This window comes from Zophobihabitans entericus (assembly GCF_011745665.1).
Taxonomy (GTDB): Bacteria; Pseudomonadota; Gammaproteobacteria; order Enterobacterales; family Orbaceae; genus Zophobihabitans; species Zophobihabitans entericus.
This window is the reverse complement of sequence record NZ_CP050253.1, coordinates 2,040,892-2,067,431: the sequence shown is the minus strand read 5'-3', so window position 1 is coordinate 2,067,431 and position 26,540 is coordinate 2,040,892. Positions and strand designations below refer to the sequence as shown.

Here is a 26,540-nt window from a genome sequence, read left to right as displayed (position 1 = left end):
CACACCACATAAAACTATTTTTTTGCAGCTTTAGCTGCTTGCGCGGCTGCGTGTTGCTCGATAGCAAACTGACGACGACCACCAGGGCGTGGAACTAAGTCACCAAGCATGACTTCGTAACCACCATCAACCACAAGTTCTGTACCATTTGAGTAATCAGAACGTTTACTTGCAAGATAAAGCACCGCATTAGCGATATCCATCGTCTCACCGATACGACGACTTGCGATCATACGAGTACGACCTTCTTCTACCGCTTTATCTTCATAGAATTTTTTTGATAAAGGCGTTTTTACAAAGCAAGGACAAATCGCATTACTACGGATACCAAATTGGCCCCATTCTGCAGCAATTTGTTTAGACATCATAGATACTGCTGCTTTAGTTGCACTGTATGCACCACTGTATGTTTCTGGTGTATGAGACGCCACAGTTGAAATATGTACCATACGACCTGATTTTTGCTCGATCATTAAACGACCAAAGCGTTGAGACATTAGAAAATAACCCGTCATATTAACATTAATTGTTTGGTTCCACTCATCCAGAGGCAGATCTTCAAGTGGACAGAAACGCAAAATCGCTGCGGTATTGACCAACACATCACAACGACCAAATTTCTCTTTCACTTTTTGGACTGCTGCATCAACACTTGCTTCATTTGTCGTATTACAAGAAAGCCCAATTGCTTCAATCCCATATTCTTTAGATAATTCAGCAGCGAATTGCTGGCATTTTGCTTCATCAAGATCGACTAATACTAATTTTGCTTTTTGCTTTGCAAATTCACGGGAAATCTCAGACCCCATGCCACCAACAGCACCAGTGATAACACATACGTCAGACTCTAAGCCCAGCCAACTATTACTCATGTTTAAAACCTCATAAAATGACTAAAAAAAACAATGGTGTATTTTAATCATAAAGACCTTTCATTTACTAATGCTATTTTTCATTAAATATCAAAAGTTTGATACTCATCACTAAATTAATTAAGGAAAATTTAAACTGTTGCGATTATCTGTATAGATATGGCAATAACCGCATTAGCCGGGTAAAATTTATCCTTTTAAATATTGTGGTTACTGATACAGGTAAGAGATAACTATTTATTACTACAAATACTTTGTGTTAAGATTGAAATTCACCTAATAACTGAAAGAATTAATTAGCTTTTATGTTTCAAAATAATCCACTACTTGCTCAACTTAAACAACAGTTACACAAAGAAACCCCTCGTATCGAAGGTACCGTACGCGCTCATGAAAAAGGCTATGGTTTTCTTGAATTAGATAACAATAAAAAAAGTTATTATATTCCTAATACACAAATGCGTAAGCTGGTCCACGGCGATCGTGTTTCAGGGATTTTGCAACAGCAAGATGGAAAGGAACAATTTGAACCAGAATCATTAATTGAAACTCCGTTAGTTCGTTTTATTGCTCGTGTGGCATTTGAAAATAATCACCTCGTTTTACATGCTGATCATCTGATGACCAGAAATACGATTCGAGGCAAGGTCATGCCATCAGTAAAACAACGTCTTGAGGCTGGTGACTGGGTTATTGCTGAATTAAAGGAACACCCGCTGAAAAAAGATGGTAAACATTTCTCTGCTGAAGTGACTGAATTTATTACTCATAAAAATAATAAACTGGCATTGTGGCTTATCACCTTAACTCGTCATAATTTAGAGACCGAAACACCTGAAGATGTACAATTAGAACTCCTTGCCGGTGAAGAGAAAAATCGTCAGGACTTAACCAATGAGCCGTTCTTCACTATAGATAGTGCTGACACCTATGATATGGATGACGCCTTAAAAATTAGTCTGGATGAGCATGGTAACTATCTATTATCTGTCGCTATCGCTGACCCAACAGCTTATATCGCTGAAAATAGCCCTCTGGATAACGTTGCTAAACACCGTATCTTCACCACTTATTTGCCTAATTATCATGTGTCGATGTTACCACAAAATGTCGCTAACGACCTTTGTTCTTTAAAAGCAAAAGCTAAGCGCCCGGCAATTGTCTGTAACGTGATGATTAGTCCTCAAGGGCAGATTCTAAAAGATGCTACATTTACACTCGCCTGGATCGAGTCAAAAGCCAAACTTGCTTACCATTTAGTCTCTGACTATTTGGAAAACAAAGGTGACTGGCAACCAGATAACGAGCAAATTAAGCAACAATTCCCCCTTTTAGTACAAATGGCTAATGCCCGTATTCAGTGGCGTAATCATAATGCTATTTTGTTTCAGGACCAAAGTGATTATCGCTTTATTCTGGATGAGCAAAATCAGGTACAAAGTATTGTCAAAGAAGAGCGTCGCACCGCAAATAAAATTGTTGAAGAGGCGATGATTGCAGCCAATAAGGCACTAGCGACACAACTAGAAAACACATTGGGATTTGGTGTATTTAGTGCTCATATCGGTTTTGATCCGAAATATCTGGAAACGGTTCACAAAATACTGGTTGATAACCAAATCACTCAATTTGATAAAGAAGCCCTGGCCTCATTTGATGGCTATATACAACTGAAGAGATTAACGCAAAATAATTCTTTTTTAGATGCCCGATTACGTCGTTACCTGGCCCCGGCTGATTTCACCTTCCAGCCAAGACCACATTTTGGTTTAGGCTTTAAGCTTTATACCACCTGGACATCACCGATTCGTAAATATAGCGATATGCTCAATCATCACCTGATTAAAGCTATGATCCGTCAACAACAATTTGTTAAGCCAGAAGAGTCCATTTTAGAAAAAATGGTCGAAAGGCGTAAACAGATGCGTGGTGCTGAACGTGATCTCTCTAATTATCTCTACGCACAGTATCTGCTAAATAAAATTGATGAACCATTTGCAGCTGAAATTGTCGATATCAATAAAGGTGGTATTAAAGTAAAACTAACTGAAATTGGCGCGATGGCATTTATGCCAGCTTCACTTATCCATCCGGTTAAAGAAGATGTGACTATTTCCCCTGATGAAGGTTTGCTAAAAATTAAAGATCAGACAACTTATCGTATTGCTGATCGTCTGACGGTGCAAATTAGTGAAGTAAAACCAGAATATCAGGCTGTGATTGCAAAACCGGCCTCTGCCTTGAACCAAGCCAAATAAAACAACCAAATAAGTAAGCTGGGTTACTGTTTTAACAGATAGTAACCTAGCGACACTGCCATCAAACCTAACACTAAGTTTAATGCAATATTCAGTCCACCTTTGATATATTCACCCTGCATAAACAAAGCCAAAGTATCAAATGAAAATGTAGAGAATGTCGTGAAACCACCCAGTAAACCAACTGTAATCAGTGGTTTCCAGTAGGGAGAAAGCAGAATATTAAACTCAACAGCGGAAAGCATGAGTCCAAGGATAAACGAACCTAATACGTTAACAATGAGCGTGCCGAAAGGGAAAGAAGTGCCAAGACATTGTACTGAAAGAATTGTCGTCCAATAACGCAGGACTGAACCGATTGCACCGCCAATTGCGACCATTAAGACCATCATGACCTAAATTCCTTTTACACTTACGAAGCCGCTCATCCTGAGTGACTACTTGACAACACGAAACGTCGGACGACCTTTCGTATCAGGTTTGTTCGTCGCATCTTCCTGTGCGAGTTGTTTATCACGTTCTTTATCATAGAACGGTTCCGGCTCAAAAGCGATACCTGCTCCGTTTTCACGGGCGTAGATCGCTTCAATTGCTGACATCGGAACCGTAATCTGATGAGGGACACCACCAAAACGAGCGTTAAAAGCCAGACCATCATTATTTAAATTAAATTGCCCGACAGATTGCGGTGCAATATTTAATACGATTTGCCCATCTTTAACAAATTCAAAAGGAACATCGACACCATAACGTGTAGCGTCTACTACCACATACGGTGTTAATTCATTATCTAAAATCCAGTCATAAAACGCCCTGAACAAATAAGGACGGCGCGGTGACATTTCAGAAAGTTCCATTTTAAGCTCTTATTTTCTTCTCATCTTCGGTTAATGATTCAATAAATGCAGCGCGTTCAAATAAACGATTCATATATGGTGTTAAGTTCTTCTCCGCAACTTTCGGGAACTCAATACCAAGTAATGGCAGACGCCATAATAGCGGAGCCATATAGCAATCATTTAAACCAAAATCATCACTCATAAAGTAATCTTTTTCTTTGAAGATAGCAGAAATAGCTGTTAAATCTTCCAGTAATACCTTACGCGCAGCCGCAGCATTCTTTGATTCCGGATTATCGATAATCGTTTCATATGCGCTGTACCATTCACGACGAATACGGTACATAATTAAACGTGAATTTGCACGTGCAATCGGGTATACCGGCATAAGCGGTGGATGAGGGAAACGCTCATCAAGATATTCAAGTGCAATATGTGGTTCATAAAGGGTCAAATCACGATCAATTAATGTCGGAATTGTTCCATACGGATTAAGATCGAGTAATTCCTGCGGTAAGTTGGAAGATTCAACAACTTCAACTTCAGCAGTTACGCCCTTCTCAGCTAAAACCAAACGGATCTGATGACCATAAATATTTGTTGTATCAGAAAAAAGTGTCATTACAGAGCGTTTATTAACAGCGACAACCATGCAAAACTCCAAAAAAGTAGAATTCAATGTAGAGAGATTAGTGAATCTGTCTATTTTATCAAATTGTTACACAAAGTGCTAAAATATCTTATTATTATTTGAATTTATTAAAGTAATTTGAAAATTATAAAATAAAATCATCACGATTTTTTACTAAATTGACAGAACAAAATAGAATAATTTATTCAACAGTTTTACTATGCACGCTGAAAAATAAACAATAAAAAACCCGGCATAGCCGGGTTTTGATATAAAACGATAAAACAAAAATTAACGTTTTGAGAATTGTGGACGACGACGCGCTTTGCGTAGACCCACTTTCTTACGTTCAACTTTACGAGCATCACGTGTTACAAAACCTGCCTGACGTAATGCCGGGCGTAATGTTTCATCATATTCCATTAGCGCACGAGTAATACCGTGACGGATAGCACCAGCCTGACCAGAGATACCACCACCAGCTACAGTGATGTATAGATCAAGTTTATTAGTCATTTCAACTAATTCTAGTGGTTGCATAACCACCATACGTGCAGTATCGCGACCAAAATATTGCTCTAAGCTGCGTTGGTTAATAACGATATTTCCACTGCCAGGTTTGATAAACACACGTGCAGATGAACTTTTGCGGCGACCAGTGCCGTAATATTGATTGTCAGCCATCTTTAATCCCCTTAAATGTCTAATACTTGCGGTTGTTGTGCCGCATGATTGTGCTCACTACCTGCATAAACTTTAAGTTTACGGTACATTGCGCGACCAAGAGGACCTTTTGGTAACATGCCTTTTACAGCAATTTCAATAACACGTTCTGGATGACGTTCGATCATCTCATTGAATGTTGCTTCTTTAAGACCACCAATGTAACCAGTGTAGCTATAATAGATCTTATCAGTACGTTTTCTGCCTGTTACAGCAACTTTGTCCGCATTGATAACGATTAAATAGTCACCTGTATCAACATGTGGTGTATATTCTGCTTTGTGCTTACCGCGTAAACGACGAGCAAGTTCAGTTGCTAAACGACCTAGTGTTTTACCAGTTGCGTCAACAACATACCAGTCGCGTTTAACTGTTTCTGGCTTAGCTGAAAAAGTTTTCATTATGTTAATTACCCAATTAAATATTAATCTCACGTTAATAAATTAAAAACATAAGTCTTTTATTTATTTACACTTTTTAACATAGAACAGCAACCCCTTCGAGCTATCATTCTAAATTAAACAATACCGGGAAAAGCATTGTTTAGTAACGTGGGTGCGCAGTATTATACAGTAAAAACACTAAAGCACCAGAGGCGTATCAATAAAATCTGCTATAAATTTATCCATATTTAACTTTCTTTGATCTTATTCGCAATCTGTCAGGCTGACTATTTAGAAAATCCAAAAATCCATTATACTAGCCCTTATTAACTAACTGACTTTCCTACTGAATATGAGTGAAATAGCAACCCAAACCCCTGCTCTGGATAAAAGTGTCCGTATTTTTCAGTTTTTACTGCAAAATGGTGCGTCTACTTATAGTCAGATCTATCAGGGACTATCCTTACCACAAAGCTCGACTTCTACTCTGCTTGCCAGTCTGGTTGCACATGGTTTACTCCGACAAAGTGAAGGTAAATATTTTTTAGGACTGATGTTCTATGAGCTAGGTAATAAAGCGATTGAACAATTTAATATTAAAGAGCTGGCCATAGAACCGCTCACTTATCTGCGTGATCAAACTCAGCTGGCTTGTCACTTAGGTATCTTAGACGGACAATCAGCCATTTATCTGGCTAAAGTCGAAAGCCCGAATGCGATTATGATTAAAAGCTGGTTAGGTAAGCGATTATCCTTACATACTTCAAGTCTGGGTAAAGTGTTACTGGCCTGGCTACCGGAAGAGAAGATCGACCAGCTACTCCCGGAAGAAAAGCTTGCAGTTAAAACTACCAAGTCTATTTCCACTCGTACAGCTTTTAAACAAGAACTTGCCACTGTCAGGCAAAAAGGCTGGGCATTTGATAATGGTGAAGACTACGACGGCGTCACCTGTATTGCAGCTCCGGTCTTTGATCAGCGTGGTAATGTGGTTGCAGCTATTAGTACTTCAGGTGTTGTCTTTCAGATGCCGGCTGAAAAAATTGCCCAATTTTCTGAGCATGTTATCTGTGCTGCTAATATGCTGGCAGAAAAAATTCGTTAACATAAGCATCAAACAGCAGCCTGAATTCACTCCTACAAATGATACTACAAATCGTTTAAATGTATTGCTATGTTCTGCCAATGACCTATTGCCAAAGTACATCCACGATAATGATATTTCCGGCAAATTTATCCTTTGAATTGTAAGCTTTTTTATAAATAACTATTTAAAATTTAGAGAGATAAATATTTAACAATTATTCTACATAGTAGATATGTTATTTAGTTCACAAAATCATCAATAATAACATGAATAATTTGTAAAATTCAGTATACTGATAATTATCTCCATATACAGGTGTTAAATTATATTTAATCTAAATACTATTTAATGAGGTAATATCATGAGTACAAAAGCAAAAATTGATTATACTGGTGCAGTTTGTCCTTCTATTATTCCTTTTACGCCCGACAATAAAATTGATTTCCACGGTTTAGAAAAACATTTTGCCAGACTGACCGATTCAGGTATTACCGGTATTCTTCTCATGGGAACCATCGGTGAGTTCGTAAATCTCAGTATGGAAGAGCGTCTATCTCTGATTAAAGAGGCTCATAAGATGACTGACCTGCCTGTTATTGCTCATGTTTCAACTACCGTTATTGATGATATGGTCAGACTGGCTGATGCCGCGTTTGAAACAGGTTATGATTCAGTCATGGCATTACCACCTTATTACTATGCACAAACTGCCAACCAACTGTTTGAATATTATATGCATCTGGATTCTCGTTTTCAGGGTAACTGGTTTATCTACAACTTCCCTGCCCGTACCGGTTGTGATGTGGATGCAGCACTTGCCACAAAACTCATTCAACATTGTCCAAAATTTATTGGTATTAAAGATACTGTGGACTGCTCTTCTCATACCCGAGCGATTGTCCGGGCAACAAAACCGCTACGTGATGATTTCTGTGTCTGGGGTGGATTTGACGAATACTTTGTCCCTAACCTGATGAATGGCGGCGGTGGTGTATTATCCGGTCTTAACAACGTCGTCCCGGAACTATTTGCTCAAATATTTAAATCTTATAAAGCCAATAATCTTTCTGATGTTGCAGAGTTACATAAAGAGATTGGACGCTTATCAAGTATTTATACTATTGGTGATGATTTTGTTACCACCATCAAAACAACTGTTTCGAGAAAATTCGGTTATATGGAGCCAAACTCCCGTAACTTTGGTGGTAAGCTCAATGCAGAGCAAATTAAAGCAGTAGATAAATTATTTAATTTATAATTTACTGAAAAATCAGTTTCCTGCTAAAAGATATTATTTAAAGAAACTGATTTAGAATAATGAATTAATATTTTACCAAAAAATAAACCCGATAATATATCGGGTTTATTCGTATTTAAAAGTCGCAATACTTATTTATTTGATAATGCTTCTGACTTATCCATACAGCTGATCATAGCGTCAATGACTGCTGCGCGGAAGCCTTTTTCTTCCAGTACTTTAACTGCTTCAATAGTTGTACCACCTGGTGAACAGACCATATCTTTTAGCTCGCCCGGATGTTTACCGGTTTCCATTACCATTTTGGCTGAACCCATTACTGTTTGGGCCGCAAAAGTATAAGCTTGTGCTCTTGGCATACCCGCCAGAACAGCCGCATCTGCCATCGCTTCAATAAACATAAATACATAAGCCGGAGCAGAACCACTCACACCTACGACTGAGTGAATTAAGTACTCTGGCACCACTTCAGAACGACCAAGGCTATCAAAAATAGTTGAAATCACTTTTAGTTCACTATCAGTAACTTTATCGTTTGGCGTGATAGATGACATCCCCATATTCACCAGTGCCGGAGTATTTGGCATGATACGTACAATTTTGTAGCCTTTGCCAATCACTTTCTCAATTGTATCAATCGTTACACCAGCAGCGATTGATACAAGAATTGATTTCTTTGTTAGTTTCGCTTTAATATCACTAAGCACTTTCCCCATAATATTAGGTTTAACTGCTAAGAAAATGATATCAGCCACATCCATGATCTTGTCTTGAGACTCAACCGCATTAATTCCAATCTCTTTGCTTAATGCTTTCACTTTATCAAGTTGAATATCAAAAACAGAAATTTGGCTGGCTTTAGCAACTTTACTAGAAACAAGACCTTTAATAATTGCCGTTCCCATATTACCAGAACCAATAAAACCAATATGCTGCTTCATATTTAAACCTCATTAATTTATCTATTTAATCAATTTGAGTAGTGAAAATATTCACTACTCATAAATAATCTGTACGCTATTCTACTCTTTCTTTTCGATAGTTTCTGCTGGTTGTTGTGCTGTTTTCTTTTTTAAACCTAAAATTTCTGGTTTATTAACGATAACAATACCAAAACAAACTAAAATTAAACCAATTGCTAAAGGAATTGTGAATGCATCCTGACCGATCATAATTGCAAGCAAACTTCCTGAAACCGGCATGAAGAACTTGTACATAGAAACTTCACCAATTTTGGCATATTGTACAACCCAGTACCATAAACCAAAAGTAACACTAGAAAGTAATGCTAAGAAGACGAGTAAAATAGTGCCAAGTGGTGTCCAGTGAATCAACGATAAGCTACCTCCCATAAAAATACCGATAGCAAATAAAACGATAGAACCAATCAGCAGATTCCAGCCTGTCATGACAAACACTGGTAGCGTTGAACCAATCGCTCGAGCCTGCATCATACCAATTGCCGCAACTAGTCCATAAAGTAACATAAAGCCATCACCCAGCAGATTAAAGCTAAATAATTCACTAATATTAGCAGTTGGTTTAGCGACGTTGACAATCACCAGTCCTGCAAATCCAAACAGTAAACCGATCCATTTTGCTTTATTCATTCTGTCATTTTTATAGGCAAAGTGAGCAAGTAAAACAGAGAAGAAAATCGATGCCTGCGCTAAGATAGACGATTTAATCGTTACCGTATGCACCAGACCGATATTAAAAAAGAAATAAGCTGCCGTTGTACTTACCAGCCCCATATAAGTCACATCTTTCCACTGTTTTTTGCTTACAGCAAAGATGTTCTGCTTCATACACATCGCCATGAGTAATGTCATGATACCAGCTAAAAAGAAACGAATACTGATTGCAGTTAAAACTTGTCCGTTATAGTTATCTCCAAGTATTGACGGTAGTAAATTCATTTCCACATACATCTCTTTAACTAATGGAAATGGGGTTCCCCACAATACGTTAACGAAAATTGATGTTAAAGCTAAAACAAGTGCACTGGGTACAACTTTTTTGGCTATACTCATAATGATATCCTCTGAATTTTAAATTTGAACATAGCTAACCCATCACTGTCTCTATAATCGGTTAGCTATGTTCAATTCCTACTTATAAACGTATTAAATTGATAAGTAAGTTTGAACAAGCAACAAGGACTATCAAAATGTATCCATTTTATTAAACCATAATTGGATACATTTTTTAATACTAATAATATTAAAATGTATCCAATATCACATATTATTTTTTAACATATTGATTTAAATAAACTTTAAAAAAGTTATAGTTCTTATTATGGAAATTTGAAATTATTTATAACTTAAACTATGATGTGACAGGCTTTCATACATTCTTCCACCCGTGTTTTCTGGTGCTTATAAATCAACCTGGCTAAAACTGTTCAATACTTTTGAAGCAATATCAAGGTCTTGATCTGTTTAAAATTATTACATCCATATAGTTGATTTAAGCACTCACTTTCGAGGTTAATATGTCAATTGAGAATCACCATCTTAAGGGATTTACAGAGCAAGATGCAGGAGAACTGACGATATTAGTTGGTGATCCCGGACGCGTAAAACTGTTTGCCGAATTATTAGATAGTCCTAAAGAAATTGTGAATAATCGTGAGTTTATTTGTGTTACCGGCTTATATCAAAATACCCGAATTTCTATTGCCTCCACAGGTATTGGTATTGGTTCAACAGAAATTGCCGTTATTGAATTAATTCAGTCTGGAGCCAAAAGACTGGTGCGTATTGGCGGTTGTGGTGCATGGCAAGACCATATACAAGCCGGTGATATCATTATGAATCACGCCATGGTACGCAGCCAGGGTATGTTAAGCTGCTATGTGCCTGAAACTTATCCAGCCAGTGCTGATCCCCTTCTCTTCAATCAAATCTATCGGCAATTTAATCAAGATGACCAAATTCATACCGGAATAGGTTTAACAGCTGAAGGTTTCTATCTGTCTCAGGGGCGTGATCTCAATCTGTTTGGGCAGGAAGAAGCACAACAAGTTTTATCCTACTGGAAAAAGCGTCAAATACTTAATGCTGAAATGGAAACTGCAGTTATTTACCTATTATCTGCTCTGTACCGTGTGCCGGCTGCTAACTGTTTAGTCGCTCACGTTGCCAGAAGTCAGGACAAATGGATGTCTGATGCTGATTATCAAGCAAGACATAAATACGTCGCAAAAACTGTTATCGAAGCAATTCTTCAAACAAAATAATAAGGTTACCTATGAATAATCAAACAACAGAAGATACCAGCATGGAGATTACTCCTGCCTATCAAAGAAAAGTATTACGTAGTGCCATGATGGGGCTTGGTCTGGAAGGTATGGATATTATGTTCCTGTCCTTTGCGCTCTCCTCAATTATTGTTTCCTTTGGGATTAGTTCAGCTGAGGCAGGACTGATCGCTACTGTCACCAACTTAGGTATGCTGGTTGGTGGCGTTATTTTTGGTCTGCTGGCTGACCGCTACGGACGAGTACGTATTTTTACTTATACAATTTTCTTGTTTGCTATTGCAACTGCACTAACTGCTTTTGCAACTAATATTTATTGGGTATATGTATTGCGCTTTCTGGCTGGTGTTGGTGGCGGTGGTGAGTTTGGTATTGGTATGGCGATGGTGGCTGATGTGTATGCAGCGAATAAACGTGGTCGTGCTTCATCAATGATATCACTTGGTGGGCAAGCCGGTGCTGTTGCCGCAGCGTTACTTGCGGCACTGATTATTCCATGGCTTGGCTGGCGTGTTCTGTTTGTGATCGGTATATTACCCGTCTTTTGGATTTACTTTGTTCGCAAACATCTAAAAGAAACACCAACCTGGCTCAGACAACATAAAAAAGATCCAACACAAAGAATTTCAATTGGTACCCTATTTAATTCACCTAAAACAGCCTTTACCACTGTTGCCTTAACTGTCATGGCTGCTGTGCAGGTTGCCGGTTATTATGGTCTGATGAACTGGCTGCCATCTATCTTACAAAAAGAATTAGGTTTGTCGGTAACCGGCTCATCTTTATGGATGATCAGTACTATTGCCGGCATGTGTCTTGGTATGATTACTTTTGGACAAATCATGGACAGACTCGGGGCTAAACGCGCTTACCCACTTTTCTTGATTGCAGCAGGTATTTCTATTTTCGTCTATGTCTATATTTCAGATAGTATCGCTCTGCTTATTGGTGGTACTGTAGTTGGATTCTTTGTAAACGGTATGAGTGCCGGTTATGGTGCTCTGATCAGTAATCATTATCCAACCGCAATTAGAAGTACTGCCAATAACGTTATCTTTAATACCGGCCGCGCTGTTGGTGGCTTCTCACCATTTATCATCGGTTATCTGCTAGAACATCACTCAATGCTTATCGCCATGACGTTTTTAGCCGTGCTCTATACAGTTTCTCTGGTGATGATCATTCTGTTACCAAAAAGAGATGTTAGTGGTCTTGATTAACTTGATTGATTAAAACAGAACAATAAAAAAGGGCTAAATCAGCCCTTTTTTATTAATCGTTGGATTATATGAAGTGTTAATTGAGCTTATCGGTTCTATGGAGTCAGCGTTTAATGCTTGCATTTCGAGCGCATCGGAATAGTACCGATAAGCTCACGCACAGGCTAATGGCTTTTCACTATCAAATATCTATAAGCGTGACGATGTCGCGCAACTCCACTAATAATAACATTTATACACATTGCTGAAATTTTAACAAACACAGTTTAGTCGCTTTAATATGATTTTCTAAAATGGTAACTACTGCTTCAACGTCCCGTGCTTTACAGGCATCTAAAATCGCATAATGGTCCTGATGCACAGCTTCTATATCTGTGGCTGTTGTCATATCTAAATGAAAATTAGCATAAGGAGAAGACGTACTCATGCAGTATTGTTTAATCAAGGCTGTCAACTGTTTGTTATTAGCTGGCAGGCACAATGCTAAATGAAACTGACGATTGTTCTCTGCACACTCCGCCGGAGTTTTTGCCAGGCTATATGCATTAAGAATTTCAGTTAATCTGGCAATATCTTCTGAGGTCATATTTGGTACTGCTAACTTGGCGGCTCTACACTCAAGTGCAATACGAATTTCAAGCAGATCACAAACATCATTTAAATTAGGGGTTGAAACAATCGCACCACGATTTAGTTTTGATTTAACCAACCCTTCAACTTCAAGCTGGCGCAGAGCTTCCCTCACAGGAATCCGGCTGGAATTAAAGCGCTTAGCCAGTGACTCCTGACGCAGTTGAGTACCTGGTAATAAAACACCCTGAAGAATATCCTGCTTTAGTTCATCACGAATACGATAAGATAACGATTTCTGATCCGGCTTTGATGTGGTTACACCCATTAATGATACCCGTTGCTCTTTATTTTAATAATTTGGCTCATAATATAACCTTTTGTTACAGATTCAAACAATTAGTCATGACTTAAATTATCTTTTGATTATCTTACTCAATTTTAACCAAAATTGTTAATACATATTATTAGCGCATCACTTCTCAATAAAAAATAAATCTCCATTATTTTTAACAAAATGAGAACGAAATTAGCCATTATATTTTCTTTTACACAATAAAATCCCGTTTCTTAAATGACAATTTCCTTGGTTACGGTTATCATGTTTACCATTTTTTAAAGATTACTTAAGATTATCAAAAGGTCTAATCAGTGAATATTCAATCTTTATTATCAGATAAAATCATGCAAGCGCTTATTGCAGCGGGCGCGCCTTCTGATTGTGATGCTTTAGTTAAACAATCAGCTAAAGCACAATTTGGCGACTATCAGGCAAATGGCATTATGGCCGCAGCTAAAAAAATGGGTATGCAACCTCGCCAGCTGGCAGAACAAGTCATCAGTCATTTAGATTTAACTCATATTGCCGATAAAGTTGAAATCGCAGGCCCGGGCTTTATTAATATTTATTTAAATAAGCACTGGGTAGCTAAACAAGCTGATTTAGCGCTGACAACAGATAAATTAAATATCACCACAACCAGCAAACCACAAACGGTATTGGTTGACTACTCGGCACCTAACGTCGCTAAAGAGATGCACGTTGGTCACTTGCGTTCAACTATCATTGGTGACGCGACAGTCAGAACATTAGAGTTTTTAGGTCATAACGTTATTCGTGCTAACCACGTTGGTGACTGGGGTACACAGTTTGGTATGCTCATTGCCTATTTAGAAAAAGTGCAAAATGAGAATGCTAATGAACTGGCATTATCTGATCTTGAATCTTTCTATCGTGCAGCTAAAAAACATTATGATGAAGATGAAGTCTTTGCAGAAAAAGCCCGTAATTATGTAGTTAAACTACAAGGTGGTGATGCTTATTGTTTAGATATGTGGCGTAAACTGGTAGATATCACCATGTCACAAAACGTAGCTACTTATAAACGCCTGAATGTGACTTTATCACTTGAAGATACGATGGGTGAAAGCCTGTATAACGATATGCTGGCCGGTGTTGTGAAAGATCTGAGAGAAAAAGGTCTGGCAGTTGAAAGCGATGGCGCGACAGTTGTTTATTTAGATGAATATAAAAATAAAGATGGCGAGCCAATGGGTGTGATCATCCAGAAACGTGATGGTGGCTATCTTTACGCAACCACTGATATTGCGGCAATCATCTATCGTTACACTAAACTGCATTGCGATCGTATTTTATATTATACCGATTCACGCCAGCATCAGCATTTAGAACAAGTCTGGCTGATTGCCCATAAAGCAGGTTATATTCCTGAATCACTGCAACTTGAACACCATATGTTTGGAATGATGCTGGGTAAAGATGGTAAGCCATTTAAAACGCGTTCAGGTGAAACAATTAAACTTAACGATCTATTAGATGAAGCGCTTGAACGTGCGCTGGTTTTAATCCGTGGTAAAAATCCTGATTTACCGGAAACCGAATTACACGAAATCGCAGAAGCGGTATCAATTGGTGCCGTGAAGTACGCTGATCTTTCTAAAAACCGGACTACCGATTATGTGTTTGACTGGGATAATATGCTGGCATTTGAAGGTAATACAGCACCTTATTTACAATATGCTTATACCCGTGTGCTATCTTTATTTAGAAAAGCGGAATTAGATATTGATAAATTAAGTGGTGAAATTTCTTTAGAACATGAAAAAGAATATGCTTTAGCTGCCCGTTTAATGCAGTTTGAAGAAGCGATTCAAAGCGTTGCTAAAGAAGGACTTCCGCATATTCTTTGTGCATATCTTTATGATATCGCTACGTTATTTTCTAGCTTCTATGAGAATTGCCCGGTGCTGGCAGCAAATACGGAGACACAAAAACTCAGTCGTTTAAGATTATCAGCGTTAACGGCTAAAACACTGGCTGTTGGCTTCCAGATGCTTGGTATTAAAGCTGTTGAGAAAATGTAATCTTAATTTAGTTTAAAAATTAATTTCTTCCATCCCCCCAAAAGTTCAGCTTTTGGGGGGATTTTTATGTATCGAGAAAGTTGTTAACTGTTATTTTGTATTTGTTATTTATCAGGCTGGTGGTGTTGTTAGTATGGTATTTGGGGCGGACTGCGCCGCCCTGGCGCAATGTTTTGGGTGTTGTTGCAAGTTCTGTGAGACTTGATGGCCTACCGCACCCCATAGGCACCCGCTCGAGGACTCGCTAAGACCTATGAGGTACGCTCTCCATCAATCACGGCATCTGAGATGTAACTAAAAAAGGAATAACATCTTATTCTGTTGACCTTCAAGACAGATAAGAACAGATTTTTTAAGAATTTAAGAATTTAAGAATTTTTCTTATTTAGTTTCTTTTAGATGATAATTTCTTGATATTGAGAAACTATTCTGAGACATCACCAGAGCCTTGATTGATGGAAACCATACTTTAGAGGTCTTAGCGAGTCCTCGAGCGGGCGCCTCTATGGTATGGTCGGCCATCAAGCCCACAGAATAAGCAACATCACCAAAACAACACGTTAACGGGGGCGTGCTCCCCCCGCTAAACACTCTGCTAATTACAACACAACTCTAATAATCCTTATTCCTCTCCCTCATCAGAGAAATACCAATACCCTTTATTAATCAATTGAACGAGCTCATTCATCACTTCAGGCTTATGCAAATAACCAGCAAATTGCTCAGGTTCCACAATAGAATGCTGCGCTAACAGATCACAAAGTGATGCCGGTAATCGGAGCGGTTCACCATGAATAAAGTAATTCTCCGCAATTTTCACAATTCTAATACTAGTGACTTTATGTAAAGATTCAGACGATAAAATATCGGCAACTTCATCCGTCGTATATTCAGGTTCAACCGGGACAATATTTAGTTCATGCATCGAATGAGTAATCTGACAACCAAACCAGTTATTAAACAGCTCTTCATTTTGAATCAGCTCAATCATCATCTCTTTCAGACGACTAATTTCATGTGGCTGAATAGTGATAGCTTCCGGCGCCAGTTGTAAATCCGGATTAGCATAATGATACTTACCCGCATCATGCTCAAGCACATAATCAGCAAAACCACTCAGCAAGTCTTGCGCTGTTGGTGATCTAAAACCAACGGAATAACTTAACGATTCATCGATACAAACACCATCATGCGGGAATCCAGGTGGAATATATAAAATATCCCCGGCAGTAATTTCTTCATCAATAATTGGAGTAAATTGTTCTACATGTAAAAGTGCCGGATGAGAGCAGAATTGCTTGTAATTTGGGTCAATATCCCCTACCCGCCAGCGACGTTTACCCATGCCCTGAATGATAAACACATCATACTGATCAATATGCGGGCCCACGCCACCTTTTGGTGTCGCGTAAGAAATCATCAGATCATCAAATATCCATTGTGGTAAACACCGAAATGGCTCAACCAATGTCGCCGCTTCTGCATGCCAGTGATCAACAGCCTGAACTAATAAGCTCCAGTTAGTTTCACCCAAATGGTCGTAAGATTCAAAAGGACCAAACTTAGCATCCCACTTACCTTGCTTATTTGTCACCAGACGACTTTCGATTTCCTGCTCCATTGCCAGACCAGCCAATTCATCAGGAGTAATAGGATCCTGAAAGTTTTTAAATGCCTTTCTCAGAACAACCGGTTTTTTTTGCCAATAGTGGGCTAAAAAATGAGGCCAGTCGATATCTAATTGATAGCTCATAGAACCTTACTCCATAATAATATTTAAGAATGAAATGACTTTATCACTTTTTTCACCATATAAAATAATAAAGTTTTACAAGCCACTGTAACTATATCAGCTACATCAATAATAACTATTTACTCGTGTTTATATAAGTTACTCACAACAGCTCGTTTGTATAGTGCAGGTATTTTATCTCACTCCGAAATGTCTCACCAGAATAGATTTAATTTTTATAGCACAAAAAACTTAGTTTTCATTTTATTCTTATTAATTTTTATTAAAAACTAAAATTAAATAAAAGGTTAAATAAAATATTAATCATATCAGATAGGATAAAATAAACGACTTTACTATTTAATTTATCTTTTTCAACTCGATCAGTTTATTCGCACAGTAAAAAAACTAAAGAATATTCTTTTTTCTGATGTATAATCATTTCCGGTCATCATAAAAACAAGAAGAAAGAAGGTTCTATGAGTATTACTCAGGCATTACTAGCCTCCAATAATCAGGCGAAAGTCATCAGCCCTTATCTGAAACAAATTCAACAAAATGATTTACCCGTACTGGTAGTCAATCATCCCCGTTGTACTGCTGCCGTTTCACTGCATGGTGGGCATTTACTCTTTTGGCAACCAAAAAAGACTAATAATCCCGTAATTTGGTTGAGCGAAGAAGCTATTTTCAAACCAGAACTTGCTATTCGTGGCGGTGTACCTGTGTGCTGGCCATGGTTTAATAAACTTGGTGGGCCACCTTCTCATGGCGTGGTTCGTACGGCCATGTGGCAACTCATTAAACACAGTGAAGATACCGCCGGTGTAACATTGACGCTGCAGGTACAGGATAATGCCGAAACCAGAAAGCTCTGGAATCATGCATTTACTTTAACTATTGAAATTTATCTCGGTGATACTTGTCGGGTCAATTTGTCCAGTCAGGGAAATTACACATTCACCGCAGCACTACACACTTACCTCAATATCAGTGATATTGAAAAAGTCAAAATTACTGGTCTGGGTAATCCTTATCGTAACTTTTTAACCGGTAAAGAAGAGTCTTTAACTGATGGCTCTATGACATTTAATCAGGCAATTGATCGTCTGTATTTAGCGCCAGAAAAAACCACCTTGATTCACGATACCTATCGCACAATTGCCATCACTCACCTGAATGCTCCAAACGTAGTAGTCTGGAGTCCGTGGCAAGAAGGGGCTGCGTCAATGCAAGATATGGCTAATGATAGCTACAAACAGATGGTCTGTGTCGAAACAGGACGAATAGCTGAACCAGTACAATCTTCTGATAAAGAAACAACAACCTTTGGGTTTGAAATTCGTCTTATCTAATTGTCATGATTATTGATTTAATCTTTTAAAATAAAAACTGCAAATAAATCAAAGAGTTATAAATTTAACTTATTGATTTATTTGCAGTTTTATACAATCGTTATGCAGTTATAGTTTCGTAGTTTTAACTAAATCGACTTCCTCTTCCTGCCAACCTTTTGATAATGTCTTCACTAAGTCTTCATAACCGTCCTGAGACTGTCTGATAACATAGTTAAAGTTTTTAACCGTCATAGTGTCATTATGATTAATAATCCAGCGACCTTTAATCAATGCATCGCCGGCGTAATGACCATGAAAGCTATCGATAAAGACTTTCAGCGTTGTAACTGGTTTACTTAATGGCTTATCAGACACCAGACGACCCGGCAACAACATAGACAGGTCATGCACTACCCGGGCAGTAATTTGCTGAGAAAGTGAAGATGCCCACAGATTATTATTGGCCGTTACATATTCCACATCATTAGTTTGATAAACAATACCTAATGTGTTTAAGTATGGTGCCACGTTAACGGACTCAATCCAGATAAAATCTTTTACCGCTTGTGAAGCTGGCTGCTCAGTCTGAGAAAAATCACTGGTTAATTGAAAGTAGCGTTTAGCAGGTGAACTGCTGGAGCAGCTCACTACAAATAATACACAAAGGGTAACAATTAGCTTCTTCATTAGTTTTCTCTCGCTTTTGGCTGCGGATCCTGTTTAGTCGGAGCAGCAAAGATTAATGCATTACTTTTCTCATTCAAAGTATCAAGTAATGGTTGTAATTTTTCCAAGGTCTGACCAAATTTTTCCATATCTGTTTGGAGTGAATTATGGAAATCAGAACCTGGTTGTAATCCTTTTAACGTCTCTTCTAAACGCTTAATCGTATTCTGCAGATCTTTAGGAATATTCTGAGCTTCTTTACTGCTCGCCATACCATTTAATGAATCCAGTAACTTCTGGCCTTCTGCCAATACTTTATTCATCTCTGCCACTGTTTGGTCAAGCGGTAAACGGTTCAGATTATCCAGAGTCTGAATCACTTTCGCCTGAATTTGTGAAAGTCCTGCAGGTACTGTCTGAATAACATCAAGACCGTAGGCTTTTTCTGGTGTTGCATTAGTCTGTTCAATACCTTCGGTATAAAAATCTAAATCGATATACATTGAGCCAGTAAATAAGTTAGCCGATTTAATGGCTGCTCGCAGACCATTTTTCTGTTCAGCAATAAAAGTATCAAGCAGAGCAAACCCATCCACTTTCACTTCACTCAGGCGTTCCGGCTCCATACGAATCAATACCGGAATATTAAATTTGAAGGCAGCAATGGAGGTCATTTCTGGCACGTAGTAAGGGACTTCCCACACGGTTCCCAGACGAATACCACGATATTCAACAGGTGCACCTTTTGACAAACCTGCGATAGAGTCTTTAAAGAATAACAGATACTCTTTATATTGTGTGTACTGAGATTCCTGAATAGAGCGCTTATCATCAAATAACGTATATTTAGCCAGTTCAGTCGCCTGATTACCCGCGGCTGCACCATCAGGTAAATCAAAACTAATCCCTCCGGCAAGCAGAACCTCAATCGATGGAACTTCCAGACTTGCTCCACGCGGAGACAGGTCAAAGTTCACTCCTCCTTCCCGCCAGAAGCGAACATTTTCAGTCACCAGTGATTCATATGGATGCTTGATAAACAGACGATAAGTCATCGAACGATTTAGCGGATCAAAGTCAGATGTTTCCACGTTACCCACTTTAAAGCCACGAAATAGTACCGGCGCACCTTTAGAGATAACACCTGACTGAGTACTCACCAGATTAATTCGAATACCCGGTGTATTTGGTGAGGCCAGTGGCGCAGATTCAAGTAACTGAAAAGGCTTGTTATTATACTCATCAGTTCCTGAACCCGGCGATAGTTCGATATAAACACCTGAGAGTAAAGTACCAAGACCTGAGACACCGTCTTTATCAATTTGTGGTTTTACAATCCAGAATATAGAGTTTTTATTTAACAAAGAATCCATATTCTGATTCAATCGGCCTTTAATCACCACTTGTGAGAAGTCTTCACTGAGTGTAACTGATTCGATCACACCAACATCCACACTTCGGCTTTTTATCACTGTTTTACCCGCCACAATACCACTGGCATCAGACGTGATCAGTGTAAAGGAGCGACCTTGTTCCATAAAGTGAGAAAAAATCACCCACGCCCCGATCAAAATAGTCACAATAGGAATAATCCAGATTGGAGACCAAAATTTATAGCGGGTAATTTTAGCCATCTTATTTTGTGAATGGGTTGGTTTAGTTTCGTTTTCCATACTCAGTACCATCTCATTTTGTTCGATCCCAAATTAAACGAGGATCATATTTATGCGCAGCTATCATCGTGAGTATCACAACGGTAGCAAAAAAGACTGCGCCTATATTTGGATAGACTGCCATCAATTCACCATTACGAATGAGTGAAGCGATAACAGACACGACAAAAATATCGATCATCGACCAGCGTCCAATAATCTCTACTATGTCATATAATTTTTTCATTTTTAAGCAATCTTGATCGCTCGTTTGCTCTCTCAGCTTTAACACAAAATAACATAACCAAATCAATGCTAAAATTTTTAAGACCGGAATCACAATACTGGCGATAAAAATAACCAGCGCAACAGGATAATCACCCTCCTGCCACATATAAATCACACCGTCCATAATCGTTGAATTAGACGTAGAGCCTAAAAATGTGGTGCTCATGACCGAGTACATATTGGCCGGAATATATAAAATAATTGAGGTCAGCAGCAGTGCCATAGTCCATTGAATACCTTTTACGTCCCGTACTTTACCATGCTCTTTACAACGCGGACAACGGTTCATATTCATCGGTAAAATGGCATGACAACAGCGACATAAACGAATATTTTGCTCAATACCGGTTTTACCCGCCACCATTGGTGTTAAGACATAGATTGTCGGGCCAATTTTTTGCCAGACTGCACGGGGAATAAACAAAGAGATTGCCCTGATTTGTAACAATACAAAAGCGCAATAGGGTAAAAAGCTCAGACTGACACCAATATCGCCATAACTGGTTAACTTCACAAAACTCACCAGAACACCAGCCAGAAAGATTTCTGCCATGCACCAGATATGCAAGCGATTAAACCAGACCAGTAAGAACACTTTTACTCTGGTCGGCAGTTTAATATCAGTGCTTAAAACCAGTAATATCAACAAACAAAGAGCAGGAAAGACCAACACAAAAAACACAAACAGCATCGATAAATAAGAGTAGTTATCTGCCCAAAGAATATTTGGCACCATAAACAGACTCATATTGCTAGTTACACCAACCACACGAATATTGACGAAGAAGAACAAGCAGGCAACCGCCAGCATAATCAGTGCACATACCGAATATACAACCACCTGCTGATTAGTATCCTGACGATAACGCGTTAAGCGTTCCTGACAGCGCGGGCAGTTCACATTTTGCTTATTAGTTACACGAGGAATTTCGACCAATAGATCACAGTGATGACACAACATATATTGTTCATCATAAGGATTTTTGTCGAATTTAGTGGCATCCATTTAGCGTAACATTCAATTTTGCATTAGTAAGAGTGTTGTTATATCAAAGATTTGATAGCGACGCCATAGTTTGCCAGACCAATTACAGCAATAACGCATCAATTGCGAAAAAGCATGAAAAATCAGTTTATGCAGTAACATAAACTGATTAATGAAGGTAAGTAGATTAATTAACTGTTTTTTATCGACTCTAACTCTTCCCAGCGCTCAAAAGCCTGTTCTAGTTCAGTCTCACTCTGCGCTAATTGTTCCAGAATTTTATTGGTCACATCATGGGGTTTAGAGAAAAACTCCACATCACTCACCTGTGCTTGTAACTCTGCAATTTTTGCTTCCAGCAGTTCCAGTTTTTGTGGTAATTGTTCCAGCTCTCTGGTTTGATTATAACTAAGGCGCTGAGTACTTTTTGGTTTTGTCGTATTTGTAGCCGGGCTTCCGGTGGCTTTTTTATCTTCCACCGATTTAGTTTTTACTGTTTCAGATTTAAGTTGAGTCTGCTTCACATTTTGCTGCTGCTGGTGAGCATCAAAATAACCACCAACATATTGTTTGATTACACCATTACCTTCAAAAATCCAGCACTGTGTCACTGCATTATCAACAAACTGACGATCATGACTCACCAGTAGCACAGTTCCTTTATATTCATCAACCAGCTCCTCCAGCAATTCCAGTGTTTCAACATCCAGATCATTGGTTGGCTCATCGAGAATTAACAGATTACTTGGTTTTAAGAATAATTTAGCCAGTAGTAAACGGTTTCTCTCACCACCAGACAGTGCGCTAACCGGTGTCATCGCTCGTTTTGGGTGGAATAAAAAGTCCTGCAAATAGCCAAGCACATGACGTGAGCGACCATTGACCATCACTTCCTGCTTACCTTCCGCCAGATTATCCATCACCGTTCTATCCGGATCGAGCTCAGCACGGTACTGATCGAAATACGCAACTTCCAGCTTAGTACCACAATGTACAGTCCCTGAATCGGGTTTAATTTGCTCCAACATAAGTTTCAATAAAGTGGTTTTACCACAACCATTTGGGCCAATCAACGCGATCTTGTCACCACGCAGTACCTGAGCAGTGAAATCTTTAACCAGTTGCTTATTACCAATGGAATAATTGACATCCTCCAGCTCAAAAACGATTTTGCCTGAACGTAGTGATTCTTCAACCTGCATTCTCGCAGTTCCCATTACCTGACGGCGTTCTGCACGTTCCTGACGCATCGCTTTTAATGCCCGAACACGACCTTCATTACGGGTTCTGCGCGCTTTAATACCCTGACGAATCCAGACTTCTTCTTGCGCTAAGCGTTTATCAAACAGGTTATTTTGTAACTCTTCAACACGCAAAGCTTCTTCTTTACTAATCAGATATTGGTCGTAATTTCCTGGCCATGATGAGGCTTGTCCACGGTCTAAATCAACAATTCGGGTCGCCATATTACGAATAAATGAACGGTCATGAGAGATAAACACAATACTACCGGAAAAACTCTTCAAAAATATTTCCAGCCATTCAATCGCATCGATATCTAAATGGTTGGTTGGCTCATCCAGCAATAAAACATCGGGATTACATACCAGTGCTTTAGCCAGCGCCGCTTTACGCAACCAGCCACCAGAGAGTGATGCCAGTTGAGTATCAGCATTTAACTCAAGCTGCATTAAAACATTCGTAATCCGGCTTTCGATCTGCCAAATATTATGATGATCTAACTGATCCTGAAGATCTGCCAGTTGTTTTAAATTTGATTCACTGGGATCTTGCTCGATCAGTTTTGAGATCGCATGATACTTTTTTAACAGCGCAGCCTGATCTTTAAGACCTTCTGCCACAAAATCAAACACACTGCCCTGCACATTACGCGGCGGATCTTGTTGTAAACGTGAAACGACAATCCCCTGCTCGTAAATAACCTGCCCTTCATCCAGAGGATACTCTTTATTTAATACTTTAAGTAGTGTCGATTTACCTGCACCATTACGCCCAACCAGACAGACGCGCTCGCCCGGTTCGATGTACAGATTCATGTGGTCAAGCAAAGGCGCATCACTAAATGAGAGATACGCGTCAGATAAGTTAATCAGAGCCATAATTATCCGGTCTTATTTATTAATTGATATTTAGTCTATTTCTGATGTCTGATCAGATAACAGTTATGAATTTGTCGATTACGTTCAAAATCAAGTGAACGGGTCTTATCGGTGATGTTTTGATAAGTTAAGCCCAAACGCTGCATACCTTCATCATCGATTTTAAAACCACGTTTATTATTGGAGAACATAATCACGCCATCCGGGCGTAATAAACGCTTTAGATTTTCCATCAGCATCAGGTGGTCACGCTGCACATCAAAGGTATCGGTCATACGTTTGGAGTTAGAAAATGTTGGTGGATCGATAAAAATTACATCAAACTGTTCACGGCTCTCTTTCAAATAGAATAAGCAATCAGCCTGAATCAGTCGATGATTGCGTCCGGTTAAACCGTTTTGATGTAAATTACGATCTGCCCACTCCAGATACGTTTTAGACATATCCACCGTAGTGGTTGTTTTAGCCCCACCAAGTCCGGCGTGCACTGTCGCTGTTCCTGTATAAGCAAACAGATTTAAGAAGTCTTTACCCTTAGACATCTCACCCAGCATACGGCGGGCAATACGGTGATCTAAAAACAGTCCGGTATCCAGATAATCTGTCAGATTGACCCAAAACTGAGCGTTATATTCTTTAACTAAAAAATAGTCCTGTTTCTGCGCCAGTTTTTGATATTGCTGTTTACCTTTTTGCCGTTCACGGGTTTTAGAGATCAACTGATTAGCCGATAAGTTAAGTGTCACCAGCGTGGCATTAATCACATCAAATAAACGCTGACGAGCTTTTTGTGGATCGATATTTTTAGGCGGTGCATATTCCTGAATCACAATCTTATCTTTATAGCGGTCAATGGCAACATTGTATTCAGGTAAATCTGCATCATATAAGCGATAACACTCAATTCCTTGTTGCTGTGCCCATTTAGAAAGTTTCTGTTCATTCTTACGTAAACGATTAGCAAAATCAGCGGCAAAGAGCGGTTCCTCTTTTGCTGTAACATCTTTGTTTTCCTGCACCTGTTCTGCTTTTTTAGCAGCAATAGTATAATTTTTTTGTACGCAATCCAGTGGACCATTTTTAGCTTTAAACTGTCTGTCGGCACGTAGCTGTAAACAATTAAGCAGCTCCGGTGCTGCACTAAATAGTGACACTCGCCAGCCGGCAAACTCTTGTTTGATAATACGCCCAAGTGCAGTATGTAACGCAATTAACGCAGGTTCACTCTCTAAACGCTCACCATAAGGTGGATTACTGATCACCGTCCCGGTTAAATCAGGGCATGGATTTGTTAGCTTAGCCACATCCTGCACAGAAAATTCGATTAAATCACCCACACCAGCCTGCTTAGCATTCTCTTTTGCCAGCTCAATCACTCGGGTATCGTTATCATAACCAATAAACTTACCATTTACGTTTTGCACGCCCGATTTAGCTTTGTCTCTGGCATTAAACAAACATTCATTCCATAAACTTGGGTTAAAATCTTTCCAGGCTTTAAACCCCCAATGCTGACGCGTAATACCCGGCGCAATATCAGCAGCCATCATTGCTGCTTCGATTAATAAAGTACCGGAACCACACATTGGATCGAGAAGCACAGTTTCTTTTTGCCAGCCAGAACGCAGAATAATCGCAGCAGATAAATTCTCTTTTAATGGCGCTTCACCAGCACCCTGACGATAACCACGCTGATGCAGACTTTGTCCGCTAAGGTCTAAAGAAAGCGTTACCTGATTACGATTTAAATAGACGTGCAAACGAATATCAGGCTCTTGTTTAGCGATATCCGGGCGTTTTTGCTGCTTCTGTACAAAGTGATCGACAATAGCATCTTTGACTTTCAAGGCTCCATATTGACTATTACGAATAAAGTCATTAGTACCGGTAAATGCGATAACAAACGTTGACTCAACATCAAATATCTCTGTCCAGCTGATATTATTCACACAAGCATACAAGTCTAAATCACTATAGATATTAAATTCAGCCAGAGGCAAAAGAATACGCGATGCTAAACGACAAGAAAGTAGCGTTTGATACATGACATGATCATCACCCTGAAAAGAAACACCACCCTGAATGATGCGGCATTCTTGTGCTCCCAGTGCTTCCAGTTCACTTTTTAGCAGCTCTTCTAACCCGCGACTGGTGCTGGCAAATAATGTTCTCATGTCTAAATCCGACTTAAATAAATAAAATTGAGCGCTATTATAGATGACTCTGCTTAAATTAGTAAGCAGAACTCTTCAATTCAAGGGCGCATCAA

At 39.0% G+C, this 26,540-nt stretch carries 22 protein-coding genes; 7 read left to right on the top strand and 15 right to left on the bottom strand.

Annotated features, from left to right (window positions below; genetic code table 11):
• Positions 1–14 precede the first annotated feature (14 nt).
• On the bottom strand, positions 15–872 hold the full coding sequence (locus IPMB12_RS09420; RefSeq protein ID WP_166917102.1) for an SDR family NAD(P)-dependent oxidoreductase: 858 nt from the start codon (positions 870–872) through the stop codon (positions 15–17).
• Positions 873–1,177: 305 nt separating this feature from the next.
• Here IPMB12_RS09420 and IPMB12_RS09415 point away from each other — a divergent pair, with 305 nt between their 5' ends.
• Positions 1,178–3,130, top strand: a complete 1,953-nt coding sequence (locus IPMB12_RS09415; RefSeq protein ID WP_166917101.1) for an exoribonuclease II — start codon at positions 1,178–1,180, stop codon at positions 3,128–3,130.
• Between the two features lie 23 nt (positions 3,131–3,153).
• On the opposite strand, the gene crcB is transcribed toward IPMB12_RS09415, so the two are convergent.
• From crcB to rplM, 5 genes are all read right to left on the bottom strand, one after another.
• Positions 3,154–3,522 carry a fluoride efflux transporter CrcB gene (gene crcB / locus IPMB12_RS09410; RefSeq protein WP_166917100.1) on the bottom strand — a complete coding sequence of 123 codons (369 nt, stop codon included), beginning with the start codon at positions 3,520–3,522 and terminating at the stop codon, positions 3,154–3,156.
• A gap of 45 nt (positions 3,523–3,567) precedes the next feature.
• Complete coding sequence (locus IPMB12_RS09405) at positions 3,568–3,987, bottom strand: ClpXP protease specificity-enhancing factor (protein WP_166917099.1); 420 nt, start codon at positions 3,985–3,987, stop codon at positions 3,568–3,570.
• Position 3,988: 1 nt separating this feature from the next.
• Positions 3,989–4,621 carry a stringent starvation protein SspA gene (gene sspA, locus IPMB12_RS09400; protein ID WP_166917098.1) on the bottom strand — a complete coding sequence of 211 codons (633 nt, stop codon included), beginning with the start codon at positions 4,619–4,621 and terminating at the stop codon, positions 3,989–3,991.
• Positions 4,622–4,891: 270 nt separating this feature from the next.
• Positions 4,892–5,284, bottom strand: coding sequence for a 30S ribosomal protein S9 (rpsI, locus tag IPMB12_RS09395; RefSeq protein ID WP_166917097.1), 393 nt, complete (start codon positions 5,282–5,284; stop codon positions 4,892–4,894).
• Positions 5,285–5,295: 11 nt separating this feature from the next.
• A complete protein-coding gene (rplM, locus tag IPMB12_RS09390) occupies positions 5,296–5,724 on the bottom strand; it encodes a 50S ribosomal protein L13 (protein WP_166917096.1) in 429 nt (142 codons plus the stop codon).
• A gap of 334 nt (positions 5,725–6,058) precedes the next feature.
• Here rplM and IPMB12_RS09385 point away from each other — a divergent pair, with 334 nt between their 5' ends.
• Together IPMB12_RS09385 and IPMB12_RS09380 are read left to right on the top strand one after the other, a co-directional pair.
• A complete protein-coding gene (locus tag IPMB12_RS09385; protein ID WP_208293480.1) occupies positions 6,059–6,811 on the top strand; it encodes an IclR family transcriptional regulator in 753 nt (250 codons plus the stop codon).
• Positions 6,812–7,154: 343 nt separating this feature from the next.
• Entirely contained in the window at positions 7,155–8,051 is an 897-nt protein-coding gene (locus IPMB12_RS09380; RefSeq protein WP_166917095.1) for a dihydrodipicolinate synthase family protein, read from the top strand.
• 131 nt (positions 8,052–8,182) lie between these two features.
• Here the strand turns inward: IPMB12_RS09380 and proC are convergent, their stop codons facing one another.
• A complete protein-coding gene (gene proC, locus IPMB12_RS09375) occupies positions 8,183–8,992 on the bottom strand; it encodes a pyrroline-5-carboxylate reductase (RefSeq protein ID WP_166917094.1) in 810 nt (269 codons plus the stop codon).
• Positions 8,993–9,073: 81 nt separating this feature from the next.
• Positions 9,074–10,084: a DMT family transporter gene (locus IPMB12_RS09370; RefSeq protein ID WP_166917093.1), complete on the bottom strand. Its 1,011-nt coding sequence runs from the start codon at positions 10,082–10,084 to the stop codon at positions 9,074–9,076.
• Between the two features lie 464 nt (positions 10,085–10,548).
• On the opposite strand from IPMB12_RS09370, the gene IPMB12_RS09365 reads away from it, so the two are divergent.
• Together IPMB12_RS09365 and IPMB12_RS09360 are read left to right on the top strand one after the other, a co-directional pair.
• Positions 10,549–11,295 carry a nucleoside phosphorylase gene (locus IPMB12_RS09365; protein WP_166917092.1) on the top strand — a complete coding sequence of 249 codons (747 nt, stop codon included), beginning with the start codon at positions 10,549–10,551 and terminating at the stop codon, positions 11,293–11,295.
• A 41-nt stretch (positions 11,296–11,336) separates the two neighbouring features.
• The gene (locus IPMB12_RS09360; RefSeq protein WP_166917764.1) at positions 11,337–12,536 is read left to right on the top strand and encodes an MFS transporter; all 1,200 of its coding nucleotides are present in this window, start codon (positions 11,337–11,339) and stop codon (positions 12,534–12,536) included.
• Between the two features lie 232 nt (positions 12,537–12,768).
• Here the strand turns inward: IPMB12_RS09360 and IPMB12_RS09355 are convergent, their stop codons facing one another.
• The gene (locus IPMB12_RS09355; RefSeq protein ID WP_166917091.1) at positions 12,769–13,434 is read right to left on the bottom strand and encodes a GntR family transcriptional regulator; all 666 of its coding nucleotides are present in this window, start codon (positions 13,432–13,434) and stop codon (positions 12,769–12,771) included.
• A gap of 323 nt (positions 13,435–13,757) precedes the next feature.
• On the opposite strand from IPMB12_RS09355, the gene argS reads away from it, so the two are divergent.
• The gene (gene argS / locus IPMB12_RS09350; protein WP_166917090.1) at positions 13,758–15,491 is read left to right on the top strand and encodes an arginine--tRNA ligase; all 1,734 of its coding nucleotides are present in this window, start codon (positions 13,758–13,760) and stop codon (positions 15,489–15,491) included.
• A gap of 622 nt (positions 15,492–16,113) precedes the next feature.
• Here the strand turns inward: argS and IPMB12_RS09345 are convergent.
• On the bottom strand, positions 16,114–17,244 hold the full coding sequence (locus tag IPMB12_RS09345) for a ribosomal protein uL16 3-hydroxylase (protein ID WP_166917089.1): 1,131 nt from the start codon (positions 17,242–17,244) through the stop codon (positions 16,114–16,116).
• Positions 17,245–17,702: 458 nt separating this feature from the next.
• Here IPMB12_RS09345 and IPMB12_RS09340 point away from each other — a divergent pair, with 458 nt between their 5' ends.
• Positions 17,703–18,578 carry a D-hexose-6-phosphate mutarotase gene (locus tag IPMB12_RS09340; RefSeq protein WP_166917088.1) on the top strand — a complete coding sequence of 292 codons (876 nt, stop codon included), beginning with the start codon at positions 17,703–17,705 and terminating at the stop codon, positions 18,576–18,578.
• Between the two features lie 108 nt (positions 18,579–18,686).
• Here IPMB12_RS09340 and IPMB12_RS09335 read toward each other — a convergent pair whose 3' ends face one another.
• The 5 genes from IPMB12_RS09335 to rlmKL form a co-directional block, all read right to left on the bottom strand.
• Positions 18,687–19,247 carry an ABC-type transport auxiliary lipoprotein family protein gene (locus IPMB12_RS09335; protein ID WP_166917087.1) on the bottom strand — a complete coding sequence of 187 codons (561 nt, stop codon included), beginning with the start codon at positions 19,245–19,247 and terminating at the stop codon, positions 18,687–18,689.
• Positions 19,247–20,899, bottom strand: coding sequence for an intermembrane transport protein PqiB (gene pqiB, locus IPMB12_RS09330; protein ID WP_166917085.1), 1,653 nt, complete (start codon positions 20,897–20,899; stop codon positions 19,247–19,249). The genes IPMB12_RS09335 and pqiB overlap by 1 nt, the downstream gene beginning before the upstream one ends.
• A 13-nt stretch (positions 20,900–20,912) precedes the next feature.
• A complete protein-coding gene (locus IPMB12_RS09325) occupies positions 20,913–22,172 on the bottom strand; it encodes a PqiA/YebS family transporter subunit (protein WP_166917083.1) in 1,260 nt (419 codons plus the stop codon).
• 170 nt (positions 22,173–22,342) lie between these two features.
• The gene (locus IPMB12_RS09320) at positions 22,343–24,271 is read right to left on the bottom strand and encodes an ABC transporter ATP-binding protein (protein ID WP_166917081.1); all 1,929 of its coding nucleotides are present in this window, start codon (positions 24,269–24,271) and stop codon (positions 22,343–22,345) included.
• 35 nt (positions 24,272–24,306) lie between these two features.
• A complete protein-coding gene (gene rlmKL, locus IPMB12_RS09315; RefSeq protein ID WP_166917080.1) occupies positions 24,307–26,445 on the bottom strand; it encodes a bifunctional 23S rRNA (guanine(2069)-N(7))-methyltransferase RlmK/23S rRNA (guanine(2445)-N(2))-methyltransferase RlmL in 2,139 nt (712 codons plus the stop codon).
• Between the last annotated feature and the right edge of the window lie 95 nt (positions 26,446–26,540).

Excerpts from the sequence above, each read along its gene's own strand:
- IPMB12_RS09335 (WP_166917087.1), bottom strand. The coding sequence starts at position 19,247 with ATGAAGAAGCTAATTGTTACCCTTTGTGTATTATTTGTAGTGAGCTGC.
- IPMB12_RS09340 (WP_166917088.1), top strand. The coding sequence starts at position 17,703 with ATGAGTATTACTCAGGCATTACTAGCCTCCAATAATCAGGCGAAAGTC.
- sspA (WP_166917098.1), bottom strand. The coding sequence starts at position 4,621 with ATGGTTGTCGCTGTTAATAAACGCTCTGTAATGACACTTTTTTCTGAT.
- IPMB12_RS09345 (WP_166917089.1), bottom strand. The coding sequence starts at position 17,244 with ATGAGCTATCAATTAGATATCGACTGGCCTCATTTTTTAGCCCACTAT.
- IPMB12_RS09385 (WP_208293480.1), top strand. The coding sequence starts at position 6,059 with ATGAGTGAAATAGCAACCCAAACCCCTGCTCTGGATAAAAGTGTCCGT.
- IPMB12_RS09415 (WP_166917101.1), top strand. The coding sequence starts at position 1,178 with ATGTTTCAAAATAATCCACTACTTGCTCAACTTAAACAACAGTTACAC.
- IPMB12_RS09325 (WP_166917083.1), bottom strand. The coding sequence starts at position 22,172 with ATGGATGCCACTAAATTCGACAAAAATCCTTATGATGAACAATATATG.
- IPMB12_RS09365 (WP_166917092.1), top strand. The coding sequence starts at position 10,549 with ATGTCAATTGAGAATCACCATCTTAAGGGATTTACAGAGCAAGATGCA.
- IPMB12_RS09360 (WP_166917764.1), top strand. The coding sequence starts at position 11,337 with ATGGAGATTACTCCTGCCTATCAAAGAAAAGTATTACGTAGTGCCATG.
- pqiB (WP_166917085.1), bottom strand. The coding sequence starts at position 20,899 with ATGGAAAACGAAACTAAACCAACCCATTCACAAAATAAGATGGCTAAA.
- proC (WP_166917094.1), bottom strand. The coding sequence starts at position 8,992 with ATGAAGCAGCATATTGGTTTTATTGGTTCTGGTAATATGGGAACGGCA.
- IPMB12_RS09355 (WP_166917091.1), bottom strand. The coding sequence starts at position 13,434 with ATGGGTGTAACCACATCAAAGCCGGATCAGAAATCGTTATCTTATCGT.
- IPMB12_RS09405 (WP_166917099.1), bottom strand. The coding sequence starts at position 3,987 with ATGGAACTTTCTGAAATGTCACCGCGCCGTCCTTATTTGTTCAGGGCG.
- IPMB12_RS09320 (WP_166917081.1), bottom strand. The coding sequence starts at position 24,271 with ATGGCTCTGATTAACTTATCTGACGCGTATCTCTCATTTAGTGATGCG.
- rlmKL (WP_166917080.1), bottom strand. The coding sequence starts at position 26,445 with ATGAGAACATTATTTGCCAGCACCAGTCGCGGGTTAGAAGAGCTGCTA.
- rpsI (WP_166917097.1), bottom strand. The coding sequence starts at position 5,284 with ATGGCTGACAATCAATATTACGGCACTGGTCGCCGCAAAAGTTCATCT.
- rplM (WP_166917096.1), bottom strand. The coding sequence starts at position 5,724 with ATGAAAACTTTTTCAGCTAAGCCAGAAACAGTTAAACGCGACTGGTAT.
- crcB (WP_166917100.1), bottom strand. The coding sequence starts at position 3,522 with ATGATGGTCTTAATGGTCGCAATTGGCGGTGCAATCGGTTCAGTCCTG.
- IPMB12_RS09370 (WP_166917093.1), bottom strand. The coding sequence starts at position 10,084 with ATGAGTATAGCCAAAAAAGTTGTACCCAGTGCACTTGTTTTAGCTTTA.
- IPMB12_RS09380 (WP_166917095.1), top strand. The coding sequence starts at position 7,155 with ATGAGTACAAAAGCAAAAATTGATTATACTGGTGCAGTTTGTCCTTCT.
- IPMB12_RS09420 (WP_166917102.1), bottom strand. The coding sequence starts at position 872 with ATGAGTAATAGTTGGCTGGGCTTAGAGTCTGACGTATGTGTTATCACT.